This window comes from Pseudomonas sp. TWR1-1-4, from assembly GCF_049897165.1.
Classification (GTDB): Bacteria; Pseudomonadota; Gammaproteobacteria; order Pseudomonadales; family Pseudomonadaceae; genus Aquipseudomonas; species Aquipseudomonas canadensis.
Window position 1 is genome coordinate 365,781 of the sequence record NZ_JAFCVS010000001.1, and the last position, 21,027, is coordinate 386,807.

General features: G+C 61.2%; 21 protein-coding genes. 4 read left to right on the forward strand and 17 right to left on the reverse strand.

Annotation, left to right across the window (positions count from 1 at the left end):
* Positions 1-5: 5 nt before the first annotated feature.
* The 7 genes from ACP7C6_RS01785 to ACP7C6_RS01815 are packed head-to-tail and all read right to left on the reverse strand — an operon-like array spanning position 6 to position 4,557.
* Complete coding sequence (locus ACP7C6_RS01785) at positions 6-1,328, reverse strand: FliI/YscN family ATPase (RefSeq protein WP_122555270.1); 1,323 nt, start codon at positions 1,326-1,328, stop codon at positions 6-8.
* Entirely contained in the window at positions 1,325-1,909 is a 585-nt protein-coding gene (locus ACP7C6_RS01790) for a FliH/SctL family protein (protein WP_028616829.1), read from the reverse strand. Before ACP7C6_RS01790 ends, ACP7C6_RS01785 begins: the two co-directional genes overlap by 4 nt.
* Positions 1,906-2,520 (reverse strand): type III secretion protein, encoded by a 615-nt coding sequence (locus ACP7C6_RS01795; protein WP_068931654.1) that lies wholly within the window; start codon positions 2,518-2,520, stop codon positions 1,906-1,908. Before ACP7C6_RS01795 ends, ACP7C6_RS01790 begins: the two co-directional genes overlap by 4 nt.
* A complete protein-coding gene (gene sctJ, locus ACP7C6_RS01800; RefSeq protein WP_028616831.1) occupies positions 2,517-3,299 on the reverse strand; it encodes a type III secretion system inner membrane ring lipoprotein SctJ in 783 nt (260 codons plus the stop codon). The genes ACP7C6_RS01795 and sctJ overlap by 4 nt, the downstream gene beginning before the upstream one ends.
* 4 nt (positions 3,300-3,303) lie before the next feature.
* Entirely contained in the window at positions 3,304-3,738 is a 435-nt protein-coding gene (locus tag ACP7C6_RS01805) for a hypothetical protein (protein ID WP_016969163.1), read from the reverse strand.
* Positions 3,739-3,747: 9 nt separating this feature from the next.
* On the reverse strand, positions 3,748-3,981 hold the full coding sequence (locus ACP7C6_RS01810; RefSeq protein ID WP_028616832.1) for a hypothetical protein: 234 nt from the start codon (positions 3,979-3,981) through the stop codon (positions 3,748-3,750).
* A 12-nt stretch (positions 3,982-3,993) separates the two neighbouring features.
* Positions 3,994-4,557: a type III secretion protein gene (locus ACP7C6_RS01815; RefSeq protein WP_426108317.1), complete on the reverse strand. Its 564-nt coding sequence runs from the start codon at positions 4,555-4,557 to the stop codon at positions 3,994-3,996.
* Between the two features lie 48 nt (positions 4,558-4,605).
* On the opposite strand from ACP7C6_RS01815, the gene ACP7C6_RS01820 reads away from it, so the two are divergent.
* Positions 4,606-5,370, forward strand: coding sequence for a tetratricopeptide repeat protein (locus ACP7C6_RS01820; RefSeq protein ID WP_426108184.1), 765 nt, complete (start codon positions 4,606-4,608; stop codon positions 5,368-5,370).
* 71 nt (positions 5,371-5,441) lie between these two features.
* On the opposite strand, the gene ACP7C6_RS01825 is transcribed toward ACP7C6_RS01820, so the two are convergent.
* The 7 genes from ACP7C6_RS01825 to ACP7C6_RS01855 form a co-directional block, all read right to left on the reverse strand.
* Positions 5,442-5,822: a hypothetical protein gene (locus tag ACP7C6_RS01825; protein ID WP_028616835.1), complete on the reverse strand. Its 381-nt coding sequence runs from the start codon at positions 5,820-5,822 to the stop codon at positions 5,442-5,444.
* Positions 5,823-5,836: 14 nt separating this feature from the next.
* Positions 5,837-7,117, reverse strand: coding sequence for a type II and III secretion system protein family protein (locus tag ACP7C6_RS01830; protein ID WP_426108185.1), 1,281 nt, complete (start codon positions 7,115-7,117; stop codon positions 5,837-5,839).
* Positions 7,114-9,246, reverse strand: coding sequence for a type III secretion system export apparatus subunit SctV (sctV, locus tag ACP7C6_RS01835; protein ID WP_353632409.1), 2,133 nt, complete (start codon positions 9,244-9,246; stop codon positions 7,114-7,116). The genes ACP7C6_RS01830 and sctV overlap by 4 nt, the downstream gene beginning before the upstream one ends.
* Positions 9,243-9,578, reverse strand: a complete 336-nt coding sequence (locus ACP7C6_RS01840) for a tetratricopeptide repeat protein (RefSeq protein WP_426108186.1) — start codon at positions 9,576-9,578, stop codon at positions 9,243-9,245. The genes sctV and ACP7C6_RS01840 overlap by 4 nt, the downstream gene beginning before the upstream one ends.
* A complete protein-coding gene (locus ACP7C6_RS01845; protein WP_028616839.1) occupies positions 9,578-9,934 on the reverse strand; it encodes a hypothetical protein in 357 nt (118 codons plus the stop codon). The genes ACP7C6_RS01840 and ACP7C6_RS01845 overlap by 1 nt, the downstream gene beginning before the upstream one ends.
* 26 nt (positions 9,935-9,960) lie before the next feature.
* The gene (locus ACP7C6_RS01850; RefSeq protein WP_068931658.1) at positions 9,961-10,848 is read right to left on the reverse strand and encodes a SctD/MshK family protein; all 888 of its coding nucleotides are present in this window, start codon (positions 10,846-10,848) and stop codon (positions 9,961-9,963) included.
* An 85-nt stretch (positions 10,849-10,933) separates the two neighbouring features.
* Positions 10,934-11,095 carry a hypothetical protein gene (locus ACP7C6_RS01855; RefSeq protein WP_016969018.1) on the reverse strand — a complete coding sequence of 54 codons (162 nt, stop codon included), beginning with the start codon at positions 11,093-11,095 and terminating at the stop codon, positions 10,934-10,936.
* Positions 11,096-11,696: 601 nt separating this feature from the next.
* Here ACP7C6_RS01855 and ACP7C6_RS01860 point away from each other — a divergent pair.
* Positions 11,697-12,158: a winged helix-turn-helix domain-containing protein gene (locus ACP7C6_RS01860; protein WP_028616841.1), complete on the forward strand. Its 462-nt coding sequence runs from the start codon at positions 11,697-11,699 to the stop codon at positions 12,156-12,158.
* An 87-nt stretch (positions 12,159-12,245) separates the two neighbouring features.
* Here the strand turns inward: ACP7C6_RS01860 and ACP7C6_RS01865 are convergent, their stop codons facing one another.
* Positions 12,246-13,109, reverse strand: coding sequence for a Dyp-type peroxidase (locus ACP7C6_RS01865; protein WP_426108187.1), 864 nt, complete (start codon positions 13,107-13,109; stop codon positions 12,246-12,248).
* A 138-nt stretch (positions 13,110-13,247) separates the two neighbouring features.
* Here ACP7C6_RS01865 and ACP7C6_RS01870 point away from each other — a divergent pair, with 138 nt between their 5' ends.
* Together ACP7C6_RS01870 and ACP7C6_RS01875 are read left to right on the forward strand one after the other, a co-directional pair.
* On the forward strand, positions 13,248-14,864 hold the full coding sequence (locus ACP7C6_RS01870; RefSeq protein ID WP_028616843.1) for an NADP-dependent glyceraldehyde-3-phosphate dehydrogenase: 1,617 nt from the start codon (positions 13,248-13,250) through the stop codon (positions 14,862-14,864).
* Between the two features lie 23 nt (positions 14,865-14,887).
* Complete coding sequence (locus ACP7C6_RS01875) at positions 14,888-15,949, forward strand: FUSC family protein (RefSeq protein WP_426108318.1); 1,062 nt, start codon at positions 14,888-14,890, stop codon at positions 15,947-15,949.
* Positions 15,950-16,022: 73 nt separating this feature from the next.
* Here ACP7C6_RS01875 and ACP7C6_RS01880 read toward each other — a convergent pair whose 3' ends face one another.
* Together ACP7C6_RS01880 and ACP7C6_RS01885 are read right to left on the reverse strand one after the other, a co-directional pair.
* Positions 16,023-19,898, reverse strand: a complete 3,876-nt coding sequence (locus ACP7C6_RS01880) for a hypothetical protein (protein ID WP_426108188.1) — start codon at positions 19,896-19,898, stop codon at positions 16,023-16,025.
* Positions 19,899-20,179: 281 nt separating this feature from the next.
* Positions 20,180-20,938, reverse strand: coding sequence for a TetR/AcrR family transcriptional regulator (locus tag ACP7C6_RS01885; protein WP_016977465.1), 759 nt, complete (start codon positions 20,936-20,938; stop codon positions 20,180-20,182).
* Positions 20,939-21,027 lie beyond the last annotated feature (89 nt).

The following is a 21,027-nucleotide window of genomic DNA, read 5'->3' on the forward strand; positions in this document are numbered from 1 at the left end:
CTTATTCATGCCAACACCCGGCGCATATGGGCCAGGGTCTGTTCCAGGTTGCTCGGCTCGCCTGCGTTCTGGCGCAGGAAGGCTTCGATGGCGGCGTGGCGGTTGATCGCTTCGTCGGCCAGGGGGTCGCTGCCGGGGGAGTATTCGCCAACGCGGATCAGCATTTCGATCTCGCCATACCGCGCCATCAATTCGCGGATGCGCATCGCCAGGCGCTTGTGTTCTTCATCGGCGACCTGCTCCATCAAACGGCTGCGGCTGCGCAACACATCCACCGCCGGGAAGTAGTTGCGCTGGGCCAATTCGGCGCTGAGGACGATGTGCCCGTCGAGGATCGAACGGGCTTCCTCGGCCACCGGATCGCTGGCGGCATCCCCCTCGGTGAGCACGGTGTACAACGCGGTGATGCTGCCGGTTGGGCCTGGGCCGGCGCGTTCCAGCAGGCGCGGCAAGGCCGAGAAAAACGACGGCGGATAACCACGCCGCGTCGGCGGCTCGCCCACCGCCAGGCCAATCTCGCGCTGGGCACGGGCGAAGCGGGTCAGGCTGTCCATCAACAGCAACACGTTGCGGCCCTGGTCGCGGTGGTATTCGGCCAGGGTGGTGGCAACAAACGCCGCGCGCACCCGCTCGGCCGCCGGGCGGTCCGAGGTGGCAACCACCGCCACGGTGCGCGCCCGGGCCTGGGCGTCGAGCTGCACGTCGAGCAGTTCGCGCACTTCCCTGCCCCGCTCGCCGATCAGGCCGATCACGATCACATCGGCTTCGCTGTTGCGAATGATGCTGGCCAGCAACGACGACTTGCCCACGCCAGGCTCACCAAAGATACCCATGCGTTGGCCCTGGGCCAGGGTCAGCAGGCCGTCGATGGAGCGAATGCCCAGCGCCATGGAGCGCACGATCAACTGCCGGGAAAACGGTGCCGGGGGTTCAGCGTGCAGCGGGTAATGCTGCAGGGCCACGGTCGGCGGGAGGCCGTCACCGTCGAGAAAATCGCCCATGGGGCTGATCACCCTCCCTAGCTGAGCATCCCCCACGGCCACGCCCAGGGTTTCGCCGGTGGCGGTGATTTGAGTGCGGGTGGACAGCCCTTCCATGGAGCCGATGGGGGACAGGATCGCCTCGTCACCGTCAAAGCCGATCACCTCGGCGCTCAGACTGCGGGCGCTGCCCGGATCACGCAGTTGGCACAGCTCACCGATGCTCGCCCCGGCCACGCTGGCCCGCAGCAACACACCGCGAATGCTCAACACCGTGCCGTGCATAGGGCGCAAGCGTGCCTGGGCCAGGCGCCCGCAGAGGCGAGGCAGCAGCTGTTCCAGGTTCATGCCACGCCCTCTTCGGCGAAAGGCAACAGGCTGCGCCGCAGGTTTTGCAACTGGGCCTCGAGGCCCAGTTCAACTGAACCGGCCGGGCTGTTCAGCCGCGCCTGGCCAGACTGCAACTGATCGTCTGCATCCACTGCAATGGCCAGCCCTTCCAGCTTGAGGCGTTGGCGCAACGCGTCGACCTCCACTGGCGCCACCCACAAGGTCAACGCCTGGTCCTGGCGGAACGCGCTCAAGGCCTGGCGGGTACTGCGCACCAAGCGGTCGGCGTTGTCCAGTTCGCCCAGCACTTCACGCACGATGCCCAGCGCCAGGTCGGCCAGGGAGGCTTCCAGGCTGCTCAAGTAGTGCTGCACCTGGGACTGGGTGTGGAGCAGCAATTGCGCAACCTGTTCAGCCCCGGCTTGGCGGGCACTTTCGAAGCCTTCGGCGCGGGCGCTGCTCAGCCATTGTTCGCTGTCGGCCTTGACCTGTTCGGCCTGCTCCTTGGCCGCTTGCAGGAAGGCAAACCCGTCGCTCCATAACGCGGCATCGTCGGCGCGCAGGATGCGTGCAGTGGGACGGCTCGGCAATTCGCTCATGGCATCATCTCCTCGGCCAGCAGGCACGCGGCGGCGGCCTGGACGATTTCCAGGTCACGCGGCACTCGGGCGCTATGGCCCTGGGGGAAGGCAAAGCGCAAACGCAACCAGCCCTGCCAGTCGGCATGCTGGGCGTGCAACCAGGCGGCGACACAGCCTTGGCCGTCGCGGTCGATGGCCTCAATCAATTCGCTCGGATCGCGCAGTAAATCCGCTGCGCCGCCGAGTTGGCGCAAGGCCAGGGCTGAGACAAAGACTTCAGCACCCAGGCCCTCGCGCAGCTCATTGACTACCTCGCGGCGGATCTCCCGGCTCAGGGTCGCAGCATGCCAGATCGCCCCGCAGAGCCTCGGCAAGCGGGCGAACTGCGCGGGCGACAGCAGCAATACCGACAGGTCCGCCGCCAACGGCGTGACCAGTTGGTCCATGGGCGCCAATTGATAATGGCGGACCAGCAGCTGTTCGAGGCGCTGGCGAAAACGCGGCTGCCCGTGCATCGCCCGCAGCACGGCGTCCGGCAACTCATCGGCAAAACACGCGCCCAGGCTCGGCCCGCGTATGAACTGCAACGGCTCGGCGATCAGCCCCTGCCAGCGCTCGAACAGACTCATTCACCCTCCTTGAGCACATACAGCGCCTGGGACTGGCGACGCACCCATTGCTGACGGGCCAGCACCCCGACAGCGCCGAAGGCGATCAATAACAAGGCACCCAACATCAGCCGCGCCTGTGGCAGGTTGTCTTCCAGCAGCCACAGGCCCATGAAGCGGGCCAGGCGCGGCTGTGCCGGGTTGTTGCTGATGGCCACGGCGGCCTTGATCGCGGTCACCGAAACGCCGTCGTAGCTCAGCCCGGAAATACCGTTGGCCACCAGGGTCTTGATCTTTGGAATCAGCGTATTGATGTCGGTGCCTGGGTCGTAACGCACCAGCACCGACGCCGAAGACGGTGAAATCACGCGTTTGAGCAAGTCGTTGTCCGGCAACACCACGTGCACGCGAGCGGCGACGATGCCGTCGATCTGCGAAACCGAGTGCGACAGTTCTTCGCTCAGCGCATAGATCATCTGCGCCCGCTCCTGCACCGGCGACGACACCAGGCCATTGCCCTTGAACACCTCGCCCATGTTGGAAAAGCTCTGTTGTGGCAGGCCGGCGTTGTCGAGCAGGGTCATGGCTTCGGCAAAGCGTGACTCATCGACCACCACCTTGAGCTGGCCGTTGTCCTGGGCCTTGCGTTCCGCCGGGATGCCACCGCGCAGCAGCACCGCGACCATGGCGTTGGCGTCGCGCTCGCTGAGGTTGGTATAGAGGTCGGTGTTGCACGCTTGCAACAGGCTGGCGAGCAGGCCGATCAGCAGCAGGCGCAAGACGCGGTTGGGGCTTGGCATGGCGTTATTGGCCCTTGAGCAATGTGTTGGCGGAACCGGAAATCTGTGTCGCACCGCGCACCACCATCTGGGTTTCGATGGAGTAGTCGAACATCTTGCCCAGGGAGTGGACGATCTGGTCGACCTGTTGTTCGCCGACCTTTTTCCCCGGTTCACCTTGAGGCGACGCGCTGGCGGTGCGGATTTCTGCCGAGGCCGGTGGCGGCGCCGACGGATTGTTGGTGAGCACGTCGGCACGCTCGGAAAACGCCCGCGTGCGGTCGATGAAACTGTTCATGCGCTCCATCAGGCCCGAGCCGATCTGGTGCGGGCTGGCGCCTTCGGGCATGCCCTTGGCGGTGTTGGCCATGTGCTCGAACAGGTTCTGCGAGGCCCCGGCGGGCCCCGCGCCGGCAGACGGCGGCAGCGCCGAGGCGCCGGCGGCGAGACTGATAGTCATAGGGGCTTCCTACTCTTCGTCGTCATCGGACATGGCGTCGTTCAGCAGTTCCTGCATCTTCGGCATGATGATGAACTGACCACCGATGGTGACTGCCTGAGTGATCAACGCATCGGTGAACTCGGGGTCATCGGCTTCGTTGGGTTTGTCGGCGGCCTTGGCGTTATCCACCGCGGCATTGAACTTGGCTTCAGGGCTGGCGCCACCAGGGGCGAGATTGCTGTCTACGGCCGTTACGGACATGGTGCTGCTCCTTTACTGGGTTGGGGTTTCGGTACTGACTTGCGCGCCACGGAACACCCGCACCCCGTGCTCGCGCGCCACCGGGGCGGCCACGGCATTGGGTTGCAAGTGATCCACATGCTGCTGCACCAACGCCAGGTACGGCGGTGGTCCGGACACGAACACTTCATCGCCCTCGGGGCCGTTGCGCATCGACAGTTGCTGACCGAACACATCGAGGTTGCTGAGGTAGGCCTGCAGCTGGTCGAGGTCCAGGGCGCTGGCCTTGAACAGCCGGGTAGCGATTTCATCGCTGGCGTTGAGGTACAGCAGGTTGCCGTCGAAGTACCAAGTGAGGCCGTTGGTGCTGCACAGCGTCTGCAGGAACTCACCGGCGGTGGCGCCGCGAATCGTGCTACGGGCTTTGCCACGCACCTTGTCGGAGAGCACCAGGGGCACATCGAGGTTGTGGCCGAATTCTTCCAAGGCGCTGCGCACATCCTGGTCCACCAGCACGTAGGCATAGGGCTGGGAGAACCACGCAGGTTCTTCGGCGGCGGTGGCAAAACGGCTGCCGAACAGGCATAGGACAGCCAGCAAAAATATGCTTACATGGCGTCCGCCTTCGCCAGACGAGTTGTGACGATGTCCAAGAATTTCCTGCTCGCCAGTACCCTGTTGCTGGCCGCCTGCGCCAGCAAACCCGCGACCGATTCCGACAAGTCGTTGCAACTGGCCGATGACCTGAGCAAGCGCGGCGACTACGCCAGTGCGGCCGTGCTGTACGAGCGTGCGGCGCAGCAACCCGGTGCCGGCATCGAGTTGTGGCTCAAGCTCGGCAAGGCCAGGCTCGACGCCAAGGATGCGCTGGGCGCCGAGCGTGCCTTCCAGCAAGCCTTGGGGTTCGATGCGCGCAATGCCGACGCACTGCTCGGCCTGGGCACCGCGCAGTTGCAGTTGGGCAAGACGCAACGGGCGGTGACTGCCCTGGGCCAGGCTGCCGAGACCAGCCATTTGCCGGTGGCCTACACCCGTCTGGGTGTGGCGCAAATCCTCAATGGCCAGGCCGCGGCGGCGCAAACCGCGTTCGCCAAGAGCCTGAGCCTCAAGCCCGACGACCTCGACAACCGCTGCAACCTGGCCCTGGCTTACGCGCTGGGTGGGCAGGCGCAACAGGCGTTGGATGCCATTGCACCGGTTGCGCAGTCGCCACGCGCCTTGCCCCGGCATCAACGTAATGAGTTGTTGGTGATGGTGTTGGCGGGGTATGAGCAGCGGGTGGCCACACTGTCGCTGGATGACATTCCGGCTGCCGAACGTGCACGGCTGGTGACGGAAGCCAAGCGCATCAAAGCCATCAGTGATCCGGTGGTACAGGCTCGAGAATTGGGGCTGGTTGACCCGCGTTGAGCCTGTGATGGGTGGGTTTGTTGTGGTGAGCGGGCTTGCCCGCTCACCACAGAATGCCTGTTCAACACGGGTCATTGCTTACCCCCTGCCGCTTCGGCCTTGGCTTCTTGTTGGTCTTTGCGTCGCTGTAGCTGCTCGCGGTCGAAACCTTCGATGTAGACCTGGGCGGCGCGCCCCACGGGCGCGGCCATCACTGGGCCGGTCGTGCGGCCTTGGATCAGGTCTTGCTTGCGCTCGACCATTTGCATCAGGTTCAGGTTATTCGCGCAGCCCAACGCCAGCGTCGGTTTGAAATCCTCGCCCAGTCCAATGGTGTCCGTTGCCGGCGGTTGCTGGCATTGGGTCGGCAAGCCATCGGCACGGTACTCGGACGAGTAGTACGTCGGCGCCAGGTGGGTCTGGCACCCCATCAGCGCCAGGGGCAACAGCATCAATACGCGTAAAGCAGTCATGGCAGTCCCCCTGATCAATTCATGTAGAAACCGAACGCCCCGCCGCTACGCGGTCCGGTGGTCGCTGCGGTAGCCGGTTGCGCGTCGAGGGGCGTGGCGAGGGTGCGACCGCGTACCGGTTCCACCAGGTACGGCGTGATGAGAATCACCAGTTCGGTTTCATTGCGCTGGAAGCGCTTGGAGCGGAACAGGTTGCCGAGGATCGGCAGGTCGCCCAGCAGTGGCAGTTTCTCGATGTCCTGGCTGCTTTCACGCTGGAACAGCCCGGCGATGGCGAAGGTCTGCCCGCTGCCGACTTCCACCCGTGTATCGGCGCGGCGCACGCTGAAGGACGGCACATGGAAATTGCCGAAATCCACAGTGCCGCCGCTGACCACGCTGCTGACTTCCGGACGCACTTGCAAGGCGATGCGGCCGTTGGGCAGCAGGGTCGGGTTGAACAACAGCGACACACCGAACGACTTGTATTCGATCCCCACCAGGTCACGGTTGACCGGCACCGGGATCGCCACTTCGCCACCCGCAAGGAAGCTGGCGGTCTGGCCGGTCATGGCGGTGATGTTCGGTTCAGCCAGAATCTGCAGCACGCCGTTGGCCTGCAACGCATCGAGCATGCCGTCGATATTCACATTGCCTGAGCCGGCACCCGCTGCTGCCAAGCCACCCGCCGTGGCGGCGGCCAATGGTCCGCCGGTGATCAGTCCAAAGGAAAACGTGCCGTTGTTGAACATGGCATTCCAGTTCACGCCGTAGTGCAGCAGCTCGGAGCGGGACACCTCGGCAAAACGCACGCGCAGGTTCACTTGGGCGGAGCCTGCGTATTCGGTGGTGTTGATCGCACTCTGAAAGCCTTGCCCCTGAGGGTTGAGCAAGGCATTCAGGTCGGTCGCTTCCGCCACCGAACCCAGGGTGCCTTTAGCGACCAGGCGGTTACCGGCGCCGCTGATCTGTGCGCCGTTGCCGGGGTGCAGTGCCTGCATCGGGGTGGTCACCGCCTGGCTGCCACTGCTCACGGCCAGGGTCAGGCTCGCCAGTTGTTTGCCGTCGCTGCCCAGGGCGATCAGGCTGGTGTTGCCCGGTGCCTTGCCGAAGATATAGATCGTGCCCGGCGACACCACTTGCAGGTCGGCCACATTCGGCTCGGCCACCAGCACCGAATCCACCGGCGCGACAAAATGCAGGATGCGCCCTTCACCGGAGGCCAGGGCAATCGAGCCCCCGGCACCCGCCGCGATTTCCTGAGCCTGGCTCACGCACGACAAAACACTTAGCAACAGCACACAAAAACGCATCATGAGGCAGACGCCAGGGAAGTGACGGAAGCCGCGGCAGGCGCGCGGCGGTTGGAGATTTCGGTGAGGCTGATGGTCACCAGCGCTTGCAGGTTGTACTCGGTGGCCAACTCGCGGAACGACAGCACCGCCAGCTCCAGCTCACCGCGCAGCACCAGGCGGCGCAGGCTGCGGCGCAGTTCCGGGTGCACCAGCAACACCGCACTGTTGACTTCGCGAGTGTTGTCACAGGCCACGCGCAGTTGGGCGAGCAAGGCACGGCTGACTTCTTCGGGGATCAGTTCGCGCTGCGGCTCCTGGCGACGCAATGAGGCACGCAGTTGATCTTCAAGGCCCGGCGCCAACACCAGCGCGCCGATCACCCGGTTGCGGTCGGCGTATTGATGGCTGATCTGCCGCGCCAGCGCGGCACGCAAGTGTTCGGCCAGGCGCCCGGCGTCGGTTTCGCGGGCGCCCCACTCCACCATGGCTTCGAGCAAGGCACGCTGGTTGCGAATCGACACGCCCTCGCCGACCAACAGGCGCAGGGTTTCGGCCACGCGCTGCAACGGCACCAGGCGCAAGGCTTCCTTGACCAGTTCACCGTAGGTAGCCTCGGTGCGCTCCAGCAGCAGGCGGGTTTCCTGAATGCCGAGGAAGTCGGCGGCATAGCGACGCAGGCTGCGTTCCAGCACGCCGCGCAGCACCTCGTCGGGCATCAGGAAACCGATGCCGGCGTTGCGCAGCGTGTCTTCGTGCTGGCGTTCGATCCAGTGGGCGTTGCGGCCATTGAGTGGCGAGTCGGCTTGCACGCTGGCGATGTCCAGCAACTGCACATGCACCGGGTCGTCCTGCACCAACAGGCAGTTGATCGGCAACTCGCCTTCGTTCACCGGCACGCCTTCCAACGACACGCGGAAACTGCCCGGCGTGGCCTTGGCCTCCATGTAGATACCCGGCACCGGCACGTCCACGCCAAGCTCGGTACGCAAATCGTGGCACAGCGCTTCGACGCGCTGGCGTAACAGTTGGCGCGGCGCGCTCTGGGACACGCCGCTGCCAATGGTCAGCAGCACACGGGTATCGGGCAGCAGGTTGTCATCCAGCTCGGCCTGCACTTCGGCCACCGGTTCCGGCGCCTCGACGAGCACTTGATCTTCAGGCTGCCGGTGATGACGGCGATACATCATGAACGCAGCACCGCCAAACACCAGGGACAGACCGAGAAAGACCCAGGTCGGAAACCCCGGCAGCAAGCTCACGCCAATCATGATCAACGCGGTCAAGCCCAGCGCCCGGTAACTGGCGCCCAGTTGCTTGATGATCTCGCTGCCCAGGTCACCCGCTTCACCATCACTGTTGACGCGGGTGACCACGGTGCCCGCTGCCACGGAAATCAGCAGCGCCGGAATCTGCGCGATCAGGCCGTCACCCACGGTCAGCAACGAGTAGGTGTGCACCGCCACGCCAAAGGGCATGTCACGTTCGATCATGCCGATCAGCATGCCGCCGAGCAGGTTGACGGCGAGGATCACCAGGCCGGCGATGGCATCGCCTTTGACGAACTTCATGGCGCCATCCATCGCGCCGAACATCTGGCTTTCACGCTCCAGGCGCGAACGGCGGCGGCGGGCTTCGGCTTGATCGATGTCGCCGTTGCGCAGATCGTTGTCGATGCTCATCTGCTTGCCGGGCATCGCGTCCAGGGTGAAGCGCGCGGCCACTTCCGCCACGCGCTCGGCGCCCTTGGTGATCACTACGAACTGCGCCACGGTGATGATCAGGAACACCACCATGCCCACCACCACTTGCCCGGCGATCACGAAGTCACCGAAGGCCTTGACGATATGGCCGGCGTCACCGTGCAGCAGGATCAAACGCGTGGTGGTGATCGACAGTGACAACCGAAACAATGTGCTGAGCAGGATCAGCGGTGGCAGCGCGGAGAACTCCACCGAGTGGCCGATGTAGAACGCCACGATCAGGATCAGGATGCTCAGGGCGATATTGAGGCCGATCAGCGCATCCACCAGGTAGGTGGGCAGCGGGATGATCATCATCACGATCGCCATCAGCATGAACGCGACGATGATCACGTCGGTGCGCTGCGCAGCGAGGCGCGCCAGGTTGTTCAGGCGGTTGAGTGCACTCATGCGCCGCCCCTGCGTGCAGCCAGGTAGCGTTTGAAGCATTGACGCGCTTCGTCCTTGCGCTCGCCGTACCACAAGGCGCGGGCGCGCAGCAGCAACAGACTGGCAGATTCGCCTTCCAGCGCCACCAGGCGGTCCAGGGCACACAGGGCACGGGCGGCGTCACCGCTGTCGGTGAAGGCCAGCACCAGCGAGCGCAGCAACACACCGTCGTGGGGCGCGACGCTGACGGCAATCAGCAGCATCACCAGGGCGCGCTGGGACTGGCCATTGCGCCGGTACAGTTCACCAATGCCTTTGAGCAGTTGCACGGCGTCTTCGTTATCGCGGGCCATCAGGTATGGACCTCCGAGCGTTGCTGTTCGAGGTTGCGGCGCATCTCGATCTCTTCGCCGATCAGCTCGACGGCCAGTTCCTTGATGTGTGGCTCGGCGTCCAGGCCGGGCAGGATGTGTTCCATCACATGCTCCAGCAGCTCCAGGGAGCGAGCGCCGCCGAACAGCAACGAGTCGACGCCGGCGGCGGCAGTGAGCGCTTCGAGGTCACTGCGCAGGGAGCGGCGGGTCTGGGTCTTGCGGGTCTTGAGCACCGCTTCGAAGGCGGTGGCCTGGCGCGAGTTGACCGGGCGAACCGCTTCGACCGGCGCACTGCGCACATCACTGGGAATCAACGGGCGGGGTTCAACTTTCATCCCAGAGCCTTAGCTTAAAAGCATGGTCACAGCGTGAAGGTGAAGCGCTCCTCGCCACGGGCGAGGATCACTTGGTTGTTTTCGATGCGTTCCAGCACCCAGTTGTCCGCCAGGGCTGCGCCGGGGTACAGGCGCTTGCCGCTGTCGTTGATCACGTAGGGGTGGGTGCCGAACCACACGGCCTGGAAGCGCACACGCGGCGCGGCGGCATCGGCGCGGGCTGTCACACGCGGGCTGAGCACGATCTGCTGGCCGTAGCGCTGATCGAAAGCCTGCTGCAATGCCAGCCACTGCGGCTTTTGCGACTGTTCAAAGGTGCCGGTGGCACTGAGCTGGTCGTTGCTGTCACTGACCTTCACGGTGTCCAAGTGGGCGGCTCGTAGCTGCTGTTCCAGCCAGGCCCTGGCTTGCTCGCGGGACGGCATTTTCAGCGGCGCTACCTCGTCGGCCTCGACCGTTGCGGGCAACAGTGGTGCTTCGCTACGAAACGCCAGCGCGCCTGCACAGATAAACAGCAGGACGGTCGCGGCAATCCAGGGGGTAATTTTGCGTGGGGCGTCCGATGGTTTTGCAGCACCGCCAGGCCCTGCCAGGCTCACAGCCGCCGTGCCGATCCGCAGTTGCAGCGGCAGTCGCGCGCGATGGCCGCTGCCGTGGGGAATGCGCACATTGCCGGCGAGCAGCACGTCACCGCCCAGCGCTTCGACCGCTACCTGGTCGCCTTCAAACCGCAGGCGCAGGTGCAGACCGGCAATGCCGGGATCGCTGAGGACCAGATCGGCCGCCAGGTCGGCGCCGAGGGTGTAGACCGGCTGGTCGAGCACCAGGGAACTGCCCTGGTGCAAACCACCGGTCACGGTCAAGGTCGGTGCGCCAGTAGCGGCGACCGGACCCAAGGAAATCAAGGCTGTCATGGTTGGGTTTGCCCCCTTGAGCATGTGCAACGGGGTCAAGCATCAGAGGGTAAACGGGCAGCGCCGGCGCCGCCCGTTTGGCGAATCAGTTCTGCGGACGCTGTTTGGTGGCGTCGAGTTCCGCTTTTTTCGCGGTGCTGATCTCGGTGATCTTGGCCGACTTCTCGATAGCCATGTTGAAGGTCGCTTCCATCTTCGCGATAGCGTCGTCGGCGCCGCCTGCTTTTACTGGTGGGACATCAGCCATGTTCATCTCCTTGCATCGATAGGGAAGTTATTCAGTTGCGCAACAGCAAGCTGAAAGTATGCAAACCGGTGAATGCCCAAAACGTCAGACAGTGAGCCTTCGAACTGCCGTCGGTTTGCATGGGTTCCATACTACTCACGATCAAAACGCCTTCGCTGTGAAAGCTTGTGAAACGTTCAGCAGAGACGGTGTGAAAGGTTTGGCTCAACCTGGCATTGAGAAAAACTCATCCATTTTGAGCCACGGAACTTTAAGAAAAAATCCAAGACACGCTGCAGCCCCCGATTTACGTGGACTTGGCAACTGGAAGGAGATCGGACTGGAACAATAAACTGCGATGTAGATGCCCTGCGCAGCAAGGCTTGGCATTTATTTTCGCGACCACTTCACATTTCTCGCTAATAGCCTTTTGCCCAACTTCCCAGATATTTCAATTTGTAACAACAGCGACTTAATCATCGCGTTTGATAGCCCCTCCCCAGCAGCCTTATTGCTGGGTGACTAACTTCCCTCCGCGCCTGTTAGTGCAACTGCACTAATAACCAAAGGACTAGTTCACAGGCCGGCCATATATAAAACTTCCAGGTGATCTATGACCGACATGAATTATTTACCCACAACGCTCCTCGAAAACGACGGTTGCGCTGAGATTCACTTCGGCCCTTATCGACTGCTCCCCAAGCGCCACCAACTGCTCAAGCACGGACGACCGGTGAACCTCGGCAGCCGCGCCCTGACACTGCTGATTGCCCTCGCCTCGCGACCCGGCGAATTAATGAAAAAAACCGAACTGCTCGACATCGCCTGGCCGAAACTGGTGGTGGAGGAATGCAACCTGCGCACGCAGATCAAAACCCTGCGCCGTACCCTGGGTGAAGACGATGCGTTGTACATCGCCACGGTGCCGGGGCTGGGTTATCGCTTTGTCGCACCGACCTGGGTCGAGCGGGCACCGAAACCGGCTGTGAAAGAACCAGTGGTGCTAGGTGTGTATGGGTGTCGCCACTGCAGTGGTGCCGGGATGATGCCGCTGTTTGCGCAGATGGGTATGCAAAACAGTTGATGGCCGCCTGCCGCGTGATCTAAAAAACCCACCACCCTGTAGAAGTCGGCTCCCTCGCCACAACAAGCCGGCTTCTACAGTTTCGATTTACGGCGTGATCGAACTCAGGTCCAGGTACCCATCCTTGATCGGCGGGCACCAGTAGTAACCACCGGTCAACGGTGTGCTGATGCGGTACAGGCCATCGACAATCCCATCTTCCAGCCCACTCATGCGGCGCAGTTGCGCTTCGAATGCATCGAAGGAGTGGCCGAACGCAAGGAACATCAACCCGGCCTGGCCGTTCTCGGCCCAAGGCATGGACCGGCGCACCACGAAGGCTTCCGGGGTGAAGCTTTCCTGGGCGGTACGCTTGGTGTGAGCGGACTCGGGGGCGTCGTCGAGTTCTTCGTTGTCGCCGTGGCGGCGGCCGATGATGTGGTCGCGTTCTTGCGCAGGCAAGGCCGCGAAGCCATCGAGGTCGTGCTGCCATTGCTGGATCGCGGCAAAGCTGGCGCCGCTGTCGGTCAGGGCCGCTTCAACCGCCGCGTCATCGTGGGGGTTTTCGGTGCCGTCTTCGTAGTCAGTGAGGTCGAAGCCGGTCTTGTAGCGGAAGCCTTCGGTCATCTGCACCAGGCGAAACGCCGGGGCCAGGGCCTTTTCGAAGGCGCGGCTGCGCAACAGCAATTCACCGCGATCCACGCCGTGCAGCCACACCCACAACGCCTGTTGGGTTGTCGGGTTGTGCGCGCCCGGCCCGCTGAACGTGGGGAATGTGCGCAGGCCTTCAATCCGGGCGCCCAATGCAGTTACCAGCGGCTCGCCAAAACCGACCACCGCCGCCGAATCGGTCAACTGCACCAGCGCATCCAACGCAGCGGGCACGGCGGCCAGCGAATCCACGGCAAAAAACAGATGGCGTGCCTGCAATGGCACCGGTGCGGCAAGAATGCCCGGCTGGTACTGACTCATGTGAACTCCTTCTGAAAAGCCGCGCAGTTTAACCTTCAGCCACAGCGCTGCGTACAAGAAAGCGCGCAAGCCTTGCCATAGAGCCTGTTGTTGGGTGACTCTCTAGTCATGTTTTGCAACTATTCCAGGGGTAGCGACATGACCACCAGTAACCTGCTCACCCAGCTGTTTCCCACCTCCGCCACCGAGATTCCCGAGCAATTCCAGCTAGGGGCGCCCATTGAACAGCGTGATTACCTGGTCGACGGCCAGTTGCAGGTGTGGAACGGCCCGTTGGCCAAGGTGCAAAGCCCGGTGCAGTTTGGCGACGAACGTGTGCATATCGGCAGCACACCGCTGCTGGACGCCGACACCGCCCTCACCGCTCTGGACGCCGCCGTGCGTGCCTATGACCGTGGTCAGGGTGAATGGCCGACGATGCGCGTGGCCGAACGTATCCAGCACGTCGAAGCCTTTCTGCGGCGCATGCGTGAACAGCGCGACGCGGTGGTCAAGTTGCTGATGTGGGAGATCGGCAAGAACCTCAAGGACTCGCAGAAAGAGTTCGACCGCACCTGCGACTACATCACCGACACCATCAATGCCCTCAAGGAACTCGATCGCCGCTCCAGCCGCTTCGAGCTGGAACAGGACACGCTCGGCCAGATCCGTCGCGTGCCACTGGGCGTAGCGTTGTGCATGGGCCCCTATAACTACCCGCTGAACGAAACCTTCACCACGCTGATCCCGGCGTTGATCATGGGTAACACCGTGGTGTTCAAGCCGGCCAAGCTAGGCGTACTGCTGATCCGCCCTTTGCTGGAAGCGTTCCGCGACAGCTTCCCGGCCGGGGTGATCAATGTGATCTACGGCAGCGGCCGCGAAACCGTCAGCGCGCTGATGGCCAGCGGCAAGATCGATATCTTTGCGTTTATCGGCACCAATAAAGCCGCCAGTGACTTGAAGAAACTGCATCCCAAGCCGCATCGCCTACGTGCCGCGCTGGGCCTGGACGCGAAAAATCCTGGCATCGTGCTGCCCGAAGTCGACCTGGATAATGCCGTCAGCGAAGCGGTCACCGGTTCCTTGTCGTTCAATGGCCAGCGCTGCACCGCGTTGAAAATCCTCTTCGTGCACGAAGACGTGGTCGACCGCTTCATCGAGAAATTCAACCAGAAGCTGGCCACGCTCAAACCCGGCATGCCGTGGGAAGACGGCGTGGCGCTGACGCCATTGCCCGAAGCGGGCAAGGTGGATTACCTCAACGGCCTGGTGGCGGATGCCGCGCAGCACGGTGCCAAGGTAGTGAATGAGCATGGCGCTGAAAGCCGTGGATCGTTCTTCTACCCGGCGGTGCTGTACCCGGTGAACCCGCAGATGCGTGTGTACCACGAGGAGCAGTTCGGCCCGGTGGTGCCGATCGTGCCTTACCGCGACCTAGAGACCGTGATCGACTACGTGCTCGATTCCGATTTCGGCCAACAGTTGAGCATTTTCGGCACCAACGCCGTGCAAGTCGGGCGCCTGGTGGACACCTTCGCCAATCAGGTCGGCCGGATCAATATCAACGCCCAGTGCCAGCGCGGCCCGGACACGTTCCCGTTCAACGGGCGCAAGAACTCGGCCGAGGGCACGCTGTCGGTGCATGACGCATTGCGCGTATTTTCGATCCGCACGCTGGTGGCGACCAAGTTCCAGGAAAGCAACAAGGCGCTGGTCAGCGACATATTGCGCAACCGTGACTCAAGCTTCCTGACCACCGATTACATTTTCTAGAGGACGATTCGTCGTTGATTAACCTGCATCTGCCTGTGTTTGCCCGGCGCCTGTTGCGCCCACTGCTCGACCCGTACCGCCGCTATCGCCATGCCAAGCTGATCCACGCCGTGCGCGTGTCCATCGGCTTGCTGGCGACGATCCTGCTGACCACCGGCATCAACCTGCCTCACGGTGAGTGGGCGTCGGTGACGATGCTGATCGTGATCGGCGGTTTGCAGCACCACGGCAATATCGGCAAGAAAGCCGTGGAGCGTGCCTACGGCACCTTGATCGGCGCCAGCGTCGGTTTGCTGCTGGTGCTGCAACAGGCATGGCTGGGCCAGCCGTTGCTGACCTATCTGCTGATGTCGGTGGTGTGCGGGTTCTTTTCCTATCACGCCATCGGCAAGGGCGGCTATATCGCGCTACTGTCGGCGATCACGGTGTTTATCGTCGCTGGGCATGGTGACAATCCGGTATCGGACGGATTGTGGCGCACCGTGGATATCCTGATCGGTATCGTGTTGGCGCTGGCCTTTTCCTTCGCCCTGCCGCTGTACGCCGTGTATTCGTGGCGTTACAACCTGGCCAGTGCATTGCGCGACTGCGCCGCTATTTATAGCCGGATCATCAATGGCCAGTCGGTCACCGATGACGAGCATCTCAAGCTGCTCAATCGCTTGAATGCGTCGATGGTGCAACTGCGTTCGTTGATGCCGTCCGTGTCAAAGGAAGTGCGGATTTCCATGACGGAGCTGGACGCAATCCAACGGCACCTGCGCCTGTGCATCAGTACCTTGGAGATTCTCGGCAATACCCGACCGGATCCGCGTGATGAGCAGGCGATGGCAAGCATGCAGGTGATGTTGAAAGCCGAGCATCGGCAGATTCGGGTGCAGTTGGTGGGGATGGCGCGGGCGTTGAAGTCGGGGGTGACGGAGCGGTTGGAGCGCAGCGGACACGCAATTGGCAGTGAGCCTGCAATGAAAGCGCCGATCTACAGTGCTTTGGATGGCTATCGGTTGTTGACCTTACAGCTGGCGGCGAATGTGGATGCGATGCGTCAAAGACTGGCCAATAGTGCAGGTCGCTGGAAGATCTAAGCCTCCTCACTCAACTGATCATGAAAAGGCCGGTTTCTCTATACGATCCACCGGCCAGCACTTCACGCTTGCATTATCTCAACCCGATACCATTTAGGTGGCCGCCGAGCAACTTGTCGGCTTCCGTCCCTGTGCCACCGCCAGGAATATCCAGAAAGTAGTAATAAGTGGTAAAGAGAAATGAATGGGAGAAGGTACCCGACCAGTACCACGCATACCCCATGGGCCACTTGGCTCCATAGGCTTGGTTGATGGCGCGTAGCTCATCAAGACTGGGCATGCGTAGCCCAGCATTCGCCACTGCCGTACTGATATTCCTGAACGTGTTCCTGCCCACGCCATACACTTGCACCACGTTGCTGACATAAACGTCGTAACTGCGGGTCTGCACCGGCACCGACGAATCCCTGACGGTAATCCTCGCAGAACCATTGCCACGCACGGTCACCAGCCCGCCGCCATCCACCACGGCCATCGATGTATTGCTTGATGAGTAGTTGTAGGGCGCTGTACCGCCCGAAGCCTGGCGCCTGATCGAGTTTCCTGCGCCGAAGGCTGGCAATACACCGGGAGTTCCGGGAAGTAGGTAAGTCCGAGCACTCAAGGTGACCGCAGTCTGGTCGAAATTCAGCGGCGACGTCAGGCTAATGGTGTACTGAGTGGAAAGGAAAGGTAACGCATCACTGCGCTCCTCACTGCCGTCGAAGGTGACCGCCAACGTGATCGTGACCACGCTGTTATTCGGCAGTCCCAATAACCAGGCGAGCGAGATCAACTGGTCGCGCAGGCCATTGGCAGCCTGCGACGAGTTGATCGGATAGGCCGTTAACAGGTCCTGCGTGACAGCTCCAGGACTGGAAGCCGACATCCACACCCGCTGCCCGGGGTTACTCAAGCGCCATTTGGCAACTGCGATCCGGCCGTCACCGGTAAATGTGGGTGGATTAAGGCTCCCTCCATGGGCCACGCCATTGATGAGGGCACGTGGCAGGTTGGCGGACGCAATCGTATCGAACGTGACTTTCTGCTCATCGGATGTACCCTCGCCACCTCGACCCAACTGTACGAAGTACTGCAAATGAACAGTACTGTTCACACTCCTGGCGACCAAATCATTGGGCACGTTGAAGGTAACCGTGCCACCATCCAAACCATCCAGCGGCCCCAAATCAATCGTCAAACCATTTTCAAAGGCCCAGTGAAGCGTTACCCGGTCCGTACCACCCACGTTCATGTTGGGGTAGCTCACCAGCACCTGGCACTTGTTTTCGACTGTCAGTGGGTCAACCGACACTTCCGGCCCGCTGGCAGGCGTCGAGTCTTTGATCGACGGATGAGGAAATACGTTCGGTTGGTCCTGGACCACATGATGACGAACGCCAAATAGCACAGCGTTGTCCTTCAGCGAACTGTGATCGAACGTCACCCAGAAGCTGATCGTCAGTGCAGACCAGTCTTGAAGGCGGCGCAGACGACCCACTGGCGTATATGCTGATGGGCCAAATGTGACATCGTCGTCAACAACCTTGCGGGCGACAAACGTCGACTCCTCATAGGGAGCTCCCGTGTCGAGCCTGCCCGAATAGTGCAACCACATGTGTTGCCCCACTGCGGCGTATGGGTAGGGCGGCACACGAGTCATGTCCAGATCGTCCAACAACGTTTTCTGCAACACGATGTCATCGCCAATGCTGTCGATCAGGGGCCCAGGCAAATGATGCAGCGAGAGTAAACGCACCACCAGTGTCGGTGACGGTGTAGCAAATCCATTGCGGATCACTTTAAAGGACACTTCGATATCACGGCCATCAGGATGGATGTTGTAGCCGATGGCTTCGACCGGGATGCTGAAGTCGATATGGTCTCCGGTCTGCCCTTCCTTGATTTCCGAATAGCTGCCTATTCCTGGTAGCCCCATCCAGTCAACCTGGACTTTGTCGGAGAGCTTGATGAACTTGTAACGCACCCGGACCGTCGCACCATTCGGCCATGTATGCATCGGGTCGAGTTCATGGGTGTCGGGGTTGGCTTGCAGCACTTCGGGCATGAACAGTTCGCCCAATGCCGTGCCGATTGTCACCACCGCCTCCTCGGAATACTCGAAGACACCATAGCGCTCAATCAGGAAGCTGGCAGTGAGCGTGCCGTCCAGATTGTCATCGAAGAGCTGTTTTGGAACATCCACCAAGAGTGGATTGCCCGTTACAAACAGCGAGTATTCATACTGCGCTTCCCCACTGACGGAGCCCGTGTACTTAATGATGACCTTGTCGCCCTGTTTGAAATCCGCACGCAGCTCCAGCGTACCCACGCTGCCGACCCCCGCGGGGTCGATGTTGCCATTGATTGCATCCTGGAACACAGGTGCCTGCAGCGTTCGCGCTGGGCGTCCTACTTGTATCCAACGGCGGTCTGACTCACGTATCCCCAGTGCGCCAGTGACGATGTAGTGCACGTTGGTGTCGCGCAAGCCTTCGAAACGCGCGTATTGGTCATTGAGAAAATCACGCGTGCGCACATGCGAGCCAGCCAGACGCGAAGACGAAACCAGTTCAGAGGTGTTGTCCAAGTGAAACCCCTGAATTTGAACTGTCAAATTATCCCCAGTGCTGCCCGGCGGTTGGTAGTCCGGCATCTCCACGGTAATGCGCGGCAAATTCGGCTCGATGAACGGTCCATGGGCTTGGCGAACCAGGGGCCTTGGCAATTCAAAACGCCGGCCGGCAACGGTAACCGTCGTATCCCTGGAGCGCAGATCATCTTCACCGTCTCTTTGCCTAACATAGGAAGCCGTCAGGGTGCTTTGAATAAGTGAGCGGACCAACTCGTTCCGGATAGGAAATTCGTAATACTTTGGAATCCTGTCAACCAGCAGCCGCAAGGATTCAGTCACATACTCACCTGTTGGAGTCGTGCCGTGCACGGTGAGCAACATAAAATCACCCACCCGAAAAAAAGCACTGTTACGCGGCACCTCTACTTCAGCAGTGGCAGAAGCCTGACCTAGAGCATCTGCGTCCAGGACCCCGGTGATTACGTCCGCTTCGACGATCAACGGTTCCGGCGGCAACGATAGGTCCAACTTGACTTCTACCGGTACCGGTTTGCACCACGGCTGCAGCTCACCCGAGCGGTTGCGCACCTCGTCATACAGATAAAACTGCACGACAAAATGACCTGATCCGGCCGCCTTTATGAATTCACCATCGATCACAAACGTCAGGTCAGAACCCACTTGGTCAGCTGTGACAGGGGGTAGCTCAAAACGATGCTCGCCCCAGTAGAACATCACCAAGTCGTTAACCCGCATGTTCTCCCATGCCCGAATCGTTGCAGTAACCCCCCTATCTGCGACGACAGCGTCAATAAATGTAACCGAAAGGGTCAGCATCAGTTTGGAGTGCCAATTTTCATGGGGACGTTCGTCGGCACCTCCCGGACGGGTTTCCTTTACAAATATAACTTGGGGCGGCGAGGTACTGAGGGTTGAGCTGCCAATACGCTCAACTTCGCCGTAGACATCGCCTACAAAGCCCAACGGCAGAATGCTACGAGGAATGTTTAGGTAGACTCTTTTATTAGTGATTTCGTCAGCCTTAACGGTGTCCTCCCCCAGCACCAGATCTCCCTGCTTGAACCGATAGATGTCACCCTCGGAAAATCCTGCCCAACGCTCAAAGACAACATCCAGTCCCTCCTCAATATGACGGATGCCCAGACCATAGGACGCGTTCTCGACCGGTATAACCTGCGCAGGGGAGGTATAGGGAGAGTCCAGATCCTCAATAATGGTAAACCCGGGGCGGGTGTCCGACGACTTCACCACGGGAGATGGTTTTTTTCGCGGAGCAGGCCTGGCAGTGCCTGACGCGGACAATTCAGAGGATGCGGAAGCCGGTGTCTCGGCGTCCTCGACTGAGGATTTGGGGGCCTTGGGTTTGGCAGACATGATTTTTCTCCGGGTTTAAGCCCGTGCAGGTCGTACACGAGTCAGGGGAAAATCACACGCCTGATCACTCAACGTGTCTAGCTGTCAAAGTTGACAGTAGCGAAGAGTGATCGTTTGAAGTAGTGGTTTGAATGCTTGAACTATCGCAATTTACACATCATTTCTTACATATTTTTCACGTTTTATTCACATCCTGGAACGTAGTGTGAAGCCTCATCCGTTACAAATGTTGCACATCAAGCCCGCCGCCCCAGCGGGCTTTTTTTTGCCTGGGATTTGAGTCAACGCGCGGCCTTGCTCGCTGGCGCGGCAGATTGCTCACGAATCGCCCGCTGGGTATCCAGCACCTTGGCCAAGGCATGTTCCGCCTCAGGGCTTTGCTGCGGCACGCGAATCGCTGCCGACACCAACGTGATCAACTTGGCCATCACCTCGGCATCCGTGGCCGGGCGGCCCAGGCTCATGGAGTTCATCAGCAGGCGCAGTTCGGTACCGGCCATCACCCCGGAAATCGCCTTGAGGGCAAATTGCAGGCGCACGCCGAGTTCATTGCGCGGCAGGTCCGGCAGGGCCAGGGCAAAGGCTTCGAAGAACCGCTGGAACACCGGCTGGTAGTGAACCTTGAGGTATTCCTGGATAAACGGCGACGTGTCGCTGTACACCCGCCCCAGGAAACGGATGAATGAACGCCCTTCCCCACTGGCGCTGGCGGGATCGCTGCGCTCCAGGCCCATGGCCGGGGCAAACAGCACGCCGAGCAACGTGTCGCAGTCCAGAGGGCCGTCGGACTCGGCCTCACAACGTGCGAGCAGTTCCAGGCGCTGCTCGTTGAGCGGTTCCAGGCGCTGCTTGAGCAGGGTCTGCATCAGGGAGTCCTTGTCCCCGAAGTGGTAGTTCACCGCAGCCAGGTTCACCTGGGCACGCTCGGTAATCTGCCGAAGCAGAACGGCGTCGTAGCCATACTTTATGAAGAGAGCCTCTGTCGCATCCAGCAATCGAGTCTTGGTGATGTTTGGAGCGCTGACTTTCTTCGCGACCATAGAAGTTCCACGTAGGAAATATTGTTTAAAAAAATAATTTGATTTTTTATACCGGGGCCCTCGCTCGAAAGCAAGTAGTGACACACCGC